This window comes from Methylobacterium sp. J-072, from assembly GCF_022829425.1.
In the GTDB taxonomy this organism is placed as follows: Bacteria; Pseudomonadota; Alphaproteobacteria; order Rhizobiales; family Beijerinckiaceae; genus Methylobacterium.
Map to the genome: position 1 here is coordinate 1 of NZ_JAKSYK010000229.1, position 6,619 is coordinate 6,619.

The 6,619-nt window shown below is 56.1% G+C and carries 7 protein-coding genes; 2 read left to right on the plus strand and 5 right to left on the minus strand.

Annotated features, from left to right (window positions below; genetic code table 11):
- Positions 1 to 107: 107 nt before the first annotated feature.
- The gene (locus MKK67_RS31110; RefSeq protein ID WP_243972858.1) at positions 108 to 341 is read right to left on the minus strand and encodes a hypothetical protein; all 234 of its coding nucleotides are present in this window, start codon (positions 339 to 341) and stop codon (positions 108 to 110) included.
- Between the two features lie 1,051 nt (positions 342 to 1,392).
- Between MKK67_RS31110 and MKK67_RS31115 the strand changes: the two genes are divergently transcribed.
- Entirely contained in the window at positions 1,393 to 1,875 is a 483-nt protein-coding gene (locus MKK67_RS31115; protein ID WP_243972860.1) for a hypothetical protein, read from the plus strand.
- A gap of 555 nt (positions 1,876 to 2,430) precedes the next feature.
- Here the strand turns inward: MKK67_RS31115 and MKK67_RS31120 are convergent.
- Positions 2,431 to 3,129: a haloacid dehalogenase type II gene (locus MKK67_RS31120; protein ID WP_243972862.1), complete on the minus strand. Its 699-nt coding sequence runs from the start codon at positions 3,127 to 3,129 to the stop codon at positions 2,431 to 2,433.
- Positions 3,130 to 3,470: 341 nt separating this feature from the next.
- A complete protein-coding gene (locus MKK67_RS32825; RefSeq protein ID WP_313899054.1) occupies positions 3,471 to 4,073 on the minus strand; it encodes a ComEA family DNA-binding protein in 603 nt (200 codons plus the stop codon).
- A 209-nt stretch (positions 4,074 to 4,282) separates the two neighbouring features.
- Between MKK67_RS32825 and MKK67_RS31130 the strand changes: the two genes are divergently transcribed.
- Complete coding sequence (locus MKK67_RS31130; protein WP_243972864.1) at positions 4,283 to 4,681, plus strand: acyl-CoA thioesterase; 399 nt, start codon at positions 4,283 to 4,285, stop codon at positions 4,679 to 4,681.
- Between the two features lie 612 nt (positions 4,682 to 5,293).
- On the opposite strand, the gene MKK67_RS31135 is transcribed toward MKK67_RS31130, so the two are convergent.
- Together MKK67_RS31135 and MKK67_RS31140 are read right to left on the minus strand one after the other, a co-directional pair.
- A complete protein-coding gene (locus tag MKK67_RS31135) occupies positions 5,294 to 5,608 on the minus strand; it encodes an ArsR/SmtB family transcription factor (protein ID WP_279601934.1) in 315 nt (104 codons plus the stop codon).
- Between the two features lie 771 nt (positions 5,609 to 6,379).
- Positions 6,380 to 6,619 (minus strand): integrase core domain-containing protein (locus MKK67_RS31140; protein WP_243972866.1); only part of this gene is annotated, 240 nt, incomplete at its 5' end.

Genomic DNA, 6,619 nt, shown 5'->3' on the forward strand with positions numbered 1-6,619 from the left:
CAACTGCGTCCGACCGCATTCGTCGCTGGGCTATCGGCCGCCCGCGCCCGTCAGCTACCCAGATCTGGCCTTCCGGCTACCCATGGCCGCCACCATGCAGTAGCCTCTCAATCGGCTCGGTCTAAAATACCGGTCAGGCCATGCTTAGCGGTCACTTCCACAATCTGATCGTTGGCATCGAGCACCTCGAAGGCCACCTCGATCGAACGGAGCTGATAGGCCAAAACCTCGGCTGTCCCAGCCTCCCACGCTCCCTGCAGATCAGCGAATGAGCCGTCCAACTTTCTGGACGGCAGCGGCTCAGTTTGGTTGAGGAAGAGGATTCGGACACCGTAGCTCATGCCCCAGTAATTGCACGGCCATCTGCCAGGACCAAGTCACCGACAAGCCGATGTGATTTCATCCCGGCTCACATCAGCCTAGGCAAATGCGCTGGGTCCGTAGGGACCTTTCAGATCGCTTGGATGGCGGAACCACTCCCGACGGCTGGAGGTTTCTGCCCATATTCCCGGTTCATACCATTCACGAAACGAGGGCTCATGAGTGTGCCTATCAAGCCGCTTTTGGCCCTTGGGATCGCCTTCGCTGCAGGAGTTGGGGTGACCGCAGCCTATGTCGGCGCCAAGCCTGAAAGGCCCATGGTCTACGAAGGGAAGACCAGCGGGATCTCGGATGGAGTTGCGGCATCAGACGCTGCGAAGGAGGCGTACCCAACTGGCCCAACTAAGAGTTCGGCAAAAGGGGCACCTGGTAACCCCTCTGCTGCGAACGGGTGGGTTGATCCTGTGAAACAGCCTGCTGTGGCGACGCCTACTCGTCAGCCATTACCCCCACTCGTTTTCAATCTGGACGAAAAGCAGGAACACGGGCCTGACCGAGCTTCCAAAGAGCCGGAGCAAAAGAGCCCAAGACAGGTCGATCAATCCATTGTTGCCCAAGCCATCCCGCCTCGACGGCCGGGTGTGTTGGAGCTTATAGCTAAGTCTGAAAACAGTCCCACAGACGTCGGATCTAGTACAACTGATCAAACTCTTCTGTCGCAACGAGTAGCTGAAGCAACTTCACGTCGAACGCAAACGCTTCCCTCTGCAATCAAACCAAACCGTAAGACCTCCACTGACAGAGTCGCTTCCCTGGCGGAAAAGCAAGGTGGCTCATTTCCTTCTACGACCAAAAAATCTCAGCATGAAGATGTAATGCGTGAAGTATACCCCGATGTATCGCAGAACTACTATCCATCCAGTCGAAATGGATATGTGGATTTCCACCAAAGAGTTCCGCAAGTCGATCGCAGGGGTTATCGGCGGGCATCTACCTCTGAGACATCCTCAGGGGTTATGCGCTGGCTGAACCAGTGATGAAATTTTTTCGATTTTGACAGGCTCTCGTCGAATGATTGGCACAAAACATCTGGCGGCAGTTGGCTTGATTGCCGTCGCCTTTATTTCTCCTGCAAAAGCAATTGCTCCGCAGGAGATGAAGGACCGCACAGCATTCATCGCTGATCGCTATTTGCAGATTTGGTCATCGAGCAACGTGAGTCCGGTCGAAGGCGTGCCTTACATGTATGGGCGAACAGTCCAGTTTTACGGCAAGCCATACTCCCAAGCAGATCTACAAGCGGAGAAGCGACGAGCTATCTCACAGTGGCCAATCCGGCGTTACGTTCATCGACCAGGCACTATGCGCATAGATTGCAACTATGCATCACAAAAGTGTGCAGCTCGATCGACGATCGATTTCTCTGTTTCCAATCCGAGCCGGGGCACTCGAAAGATCGGATCAGCAAAATTTGATTTAGGAGTTAGCTTCGCTGGTCCTCATCCCGTGATCCTTTATGAGGGCGGCAGCTCAAACAAAAATCGAAATCTCTAGACAGCATGTGCAATAGCCGCCGAGGAATAAATTAGTCTCGGTTACTGATTGAACGTCGGATTTGTCAGGTTCCTATAGACGACCGTTAGCCGTCCCGTTGACGGATGGCGTTCCGCTATGATCGTGCGGGTCGGCAGGGCCACAGAAGAACTGCCCCCTGCCGTACAGATTTAACGGCCTGACGCAGCACCGCTCGTCGGTGATCCTGACCCCGAGTTATCCTGCTTGAAGCCAGCAGCGTTAGGTGGACCTTTCATTCGGCCATCTTGGTTCGGCGTCGAGTCCGGTGTTTGAGCGCCGGCTGAGCCCGTAGTTTCGGCCTTGCCGAACCCTGCGGCGTTGGGTGATCCCTGCATACGGGGACTGGCGCTCGAGCCGCCGGTGGTACCCTGGTTCTCAGCGGCTAAGCTGACGGTTCCCATCGATAGCAAGCTTACTGCTGCGATCAAAGCAGTCTTCCGCATGGCAGATTTCCTCAGGCGTTCCTCGGTCACTTCTCGTGAGTGACCTCCTTACCAACGCCTGTGATGTAGCTCTGCTCCTCACGAAAAGGGCTCATGGGGCAGACAGCACCTGTGGCAAATCAGTGAGGTCGTTCGAGACGGCATGGGGTTGCCAGCGAGGGTCGAGAGGCTCACCGACACGATCTATCCAGACGGATCGAATTCCAAGCTCATGGCAGACCTTCATGTCTGTAACCTGACCCATCCCAACGTGGATCGTCTCCTCTTTGGCCACACCCATCGTGTCGTAGGCATGCTGGAAGAGACGGTGATCGGGCTTGTAGGCCCGAGCCTGCTGAGCCGAGATTGCGAAATCGATTGGGACACCAATAGCCTGGACTGTCTCAGCGATCAGATCGTCGTCTGTGTTGCTGATGATGGCAAGCTTGTAGCGTTCACGTAGGCGTTCAAGAGCAGCCGGCACCTCAGGATGGGGCTCGATCCGTCGGAGGATCGACAGCAGCGTCTGGTGGTCATCCTCGGTGCCTTGAAAACCAGCTTCGGCGAGAACCTCATCCAGGCTCAGTCGGAGGATGGCTTTGTAGTCCTGAAACGGGGGACGGTCTTGATGGAGCACTGCCCTGCTACGCAACTGGTCTGCCAGAGTGGCTGATCGCTTTTCTAGATCATCCCCAGACGCATGTTTGGAGAGGATCGCCTCAGTCGCCTCTCTCACAGCTCGCTGCCATTGGACCAGAGTTCCGTAACAATCGAAGGTGATCACCTTCGGGGTAGGATCAAGCTTGAGCATGAGCCTCGGGTACCTTGATTCGAACGCCTTGCACTACGTAGCCATGCGATTGGGTGAACGCATATGCCGTCAGATAAGCCAACCGTCGATCGGTAGGTCAGTTCAAAGCGTATCCCGACAGCCCTTCGGTCGTTCGGCCTTCACAGTAAGCGTCGGTTGAGACGAAGTGGTCATGTCCGCCTGCGTTGCAGTGCTAGATCGAGTGAGTGCCCGTCTGTCGATTATCATAGACGTAGCAGCTCTGGCCTAGAGAGGTCGGTCTTACATGACCTCCAAAAGGCTCTGATTAGCTGCGTCAAACAGGTAAAGATTCTAAGCAAGCCGGTTTGCAACGAACCAAGCTACCGGATCGTCACGGCCCCTCTAACTGCTTCGTAGTCGCTTCGCTTGAGAACACGTCGGGCAAGAAGATCGTCCACTGACGTGTAGGGCCTGAACTCGATGATCCTTTTTCCGATCATTCCAGCCCCAAGGGCGTTGAGTTGCTCCACGGAAGCCGAGTTGAGATCTACGCTGCCAGCTGTTGCAGCAGACTGATCCACGGGACTGGCTGTTGTCGTGGCGGCGCTTAAGCCAGAGGTCGATGCATCCTCAGGCGATTTGGCCGGTGATCGGATATCCGCCAATGCGGAGGGACTCACCGTTTCCGTGGAGGGTGATTTCACAGCTGGGTTTGTGGCCGAGGAAGCCGACCCTGACGATTCTCCGCTTGGTGACGGAGATGCAATGCGCTGAGCGGAGCCAGAGGATGGCCCGGTAGTAATGATGCGTATGGGCTGGCCATTCGAATCTGTCGTTCGCTGCTGCTGAGAGAGCGGGACAACGGTAGCAGCCTGCTTTGCTCCACCAGATGGAGGACGGGGACCATAGCCAACCCATAAGCTGGTTAGGATCACTGCGATCACCGCCAGAGCGGCGCTGATGGAAAGTGTCGATTTACCCACTGACGAAACCCGGTCTGTCTATGGAGGTGTGATCGTCGATGGCCGTGGCGGACGCAAGACGGTAGCTTGCTGACCTGCAGCGGTAGTTGGACGGCACATCGAGCGTGAGGGTCCACGAACCAAGATCCGGCTGAGCCGTTCGCTCATTACCAAGGCTCACCGACTCTCGGAGCGGTCGCCTGGATGGCACCGTAGGTTGGAGTGGGGATATGGTCGATGAGATTCGGAACGCCCGTGGTGGCCCTCACCTCCGAACTGTTGCCATGCCCCGAGACACGAACGCATCTGGGGCTATCTTTGGAGGCTGGACCGTCTCGCAGATGGATCTGGCCGGGGGGACGTTCGTCGCTCAGCTGGTTCAAGGTCGCTTCGTTACCGTCAGCATTGATGCCATGCGGTTTCTACGACCCATCGAGGTGGGCGACGAGGTGAGCGTCTACTGCTCCCTCCAGGAAGAGAATGACAGCTTGATAGCGGTCAAGATCGAGACCTGGGCTCGGGATCGATCCGGAAGCAATGCGGAGAAGGTCACCGAGGGTGTCTTCACCTACGTGGCTCTGAATGAGAATGGAAAGCCTCGCCATCAGAACGACGCTCAGTCGAAATAGCCAAGCTCGGACAGGATGGTTGGGTGATGGTTGGGTTGCCCTCACAGGAGGCTGCAACGTCGATCAATCAGCTTCAGAAAAGCCGGTGAGCCGGACGAAGCTTCACATGCTTCTGCGGCGTCTGCGCGCCTGAACCAAGACTGCTCCCTGGGGTTACCCCACATGGAACAGATCTTTTGCCGGGTCGTGATCGCTGCTCCTGGATGCACCACCAGGATCGAGGCACAGTCAGAACGGAAGGCGGCAGATGCTGCGGAGGCTGTTCTGCGTCTTTATAGAGGGCAAACCCAGGCGGTCACGGTCGAAGTCGAGTGCTTTGACGGCCGTGCAGCCGATCGTATTCTAAATTACCTATCAGATCTAGCTGACGAATGGGAACGGGTTTGATTTTGTATTTCTAATTATCTCTAGAGTGCGCTTAACAAGACAAAACATACAGAGCATCATTTAATCATGTTTTTCTTCTTTTCAAATCGTCTTGGCTGTCTCGGTTCAATCGTCCTGTCGCTTGTGCTTACGCTGGTTATCGTCGCAATCTTTCGAGGATTTTAGCTAACTGTAATCGTTTCGCCGCAATTTTAGTCCGTGTGCTTCAGGTAGTGAGACTTTGCCTTAGCTGGCGTCGTGGCTTTCGTGCTGTTCGTCCCTGAATGCTGTGATCGAACTGAGCCATGTAATGGCTGGCACCAACGTCCTTGCATTGAGGCTGCAATGGTGCACCCGACCTCGGACGTCCCGCTGGATGAGGTTTGCCTCTTCGAGGACCTTTACGTGTTTTGAAGCAGCGGCAAAAGACATGCGGTAAGGCCGAGCAAGCTCTGAGATTGTGTGGCTTGCGGAGATCAACTGCTGGATCATCGCTCGACGGGTCGGATCTGAAAGGGCATGAAACACGGCGTCGAGGCCGCTTCGAGCACGCTCAACCATTTGGGTGAATGTCGCATGCCACTAACTGACATGCAAGAATTTGAGCTTCACAGGGCAATTCCGGGGTTCACCGGCAGTCTGTGTCGCCGGCCCGGTTAGCCGTTCCGTTTGCGATCTCGCATGTCCCTCTCCCCTGGCTTACGCTGGTGAGGCAGGGGGATGTTCCGAATGTCAGATCGCCAAGAACTCTACCAAAGCCCGAGCGGTGACACCTGGTACCTCGCAAGGGAGCCTACGAACGGAAGTGCCTTTGTCATCCATCAGCCAAATGGTCCCTCCGGAGGGCGAAAGAGCCATATCGAGCTGGGAGCTTTCCTAAGCGACGGATCGGGAAAGCCGGAACAGCAAGCCCTGCTGCGACTGATTGGAACGTTGGTGTCTGTTACGCCGTATGCCGAACAAGGACCTGAAAGCTGAACAGGACCGCCAACGAGGTCGGCAAAGCCATCTGCCGTGCTTAGGTCGCCATGGTAAGAGGTTTAAGGGGACGAGTCGCAATCGGGCAGCTTCGTGAGGTCATCCAACTCAGCTGAGGCGGCTGACCTATGTGACAGGCTGAGAGAAGCGGCCCCTGATTTGGTCAGCCGTCGACCTGCTTGGCGGTCACTTCCACAATTTGATCGTTGGCGTCGAGCACCTGAAAGGCGGGTTCGATCGAACGGAGCTGGTAGGCCAGAACCTCGGCAGTCCAAGCGTCCTACGCCTCCTGCAAATCAGAGAACGGGCCTGCTATTGGCCTGACCGGTATTTTAGACCGAGCCGATTGAGAGGCTACTGCATGGTGGCGGCCATGGGTAGCCGGAAGGCCAGATCTGGGTAGCTGACGGGCGCGGGCGGCCGATAGCCCAGCGACGAATGCGGTCGGACGCGGTTGTAGGTGTTTTGCCACAGACCGATCACGATCTGCGCCTCCTTTAACGAGTAGAAGATCTCCTGGCGTAGGCACTCGTCACGAAGCTTGCCGTTGAAGCTCTCACAATACCCGTTCTCCCACGGCGATCCTGGTGCGAT

What these genes read in the sequence shown, in the direction of transcription:
- MKK67_RS31135 (WP_279601934.1), bottom strand. Translation starts at nt 5,608, where the DNA reads ATGGTTGAGCGTGCTCGAAGCGGCCTCGACGCCGTGTTTCATGCCCTT.
- MKK67_RS31115 (WP_243972860.1), top strand. Translation starts at nt 1,393, where the DNA reads ATGATTGGCACAAAACATCTGGCGGCAGTTGGCTTGATTGCCGTCGCC.
- MKK67_RS31120 (WP_243972862.1), bottom strand. Translation starts at nt 3,129, where the DNA reads ATGCTCAAGCTTGATCCTACCCCGAAGGTGATCACCTTCGATTGTTAC.
- MKK67_RS31110 (WP_243972858.1), bottom strand. Translation starts at nt 341, where the DNA reads ATGAGCTACGGTGTCCGAATCCTCTTCCTCAACCAAACTGAGCCGCTG.
- MKK67_RS31130 (WP_243972864.1), top strand. Translation starts at nt 4,283, where the DNA reads ATGGTCGATGAGATTCGGAACGCCCGTGGTGGCCCTCACCTCCGAACT.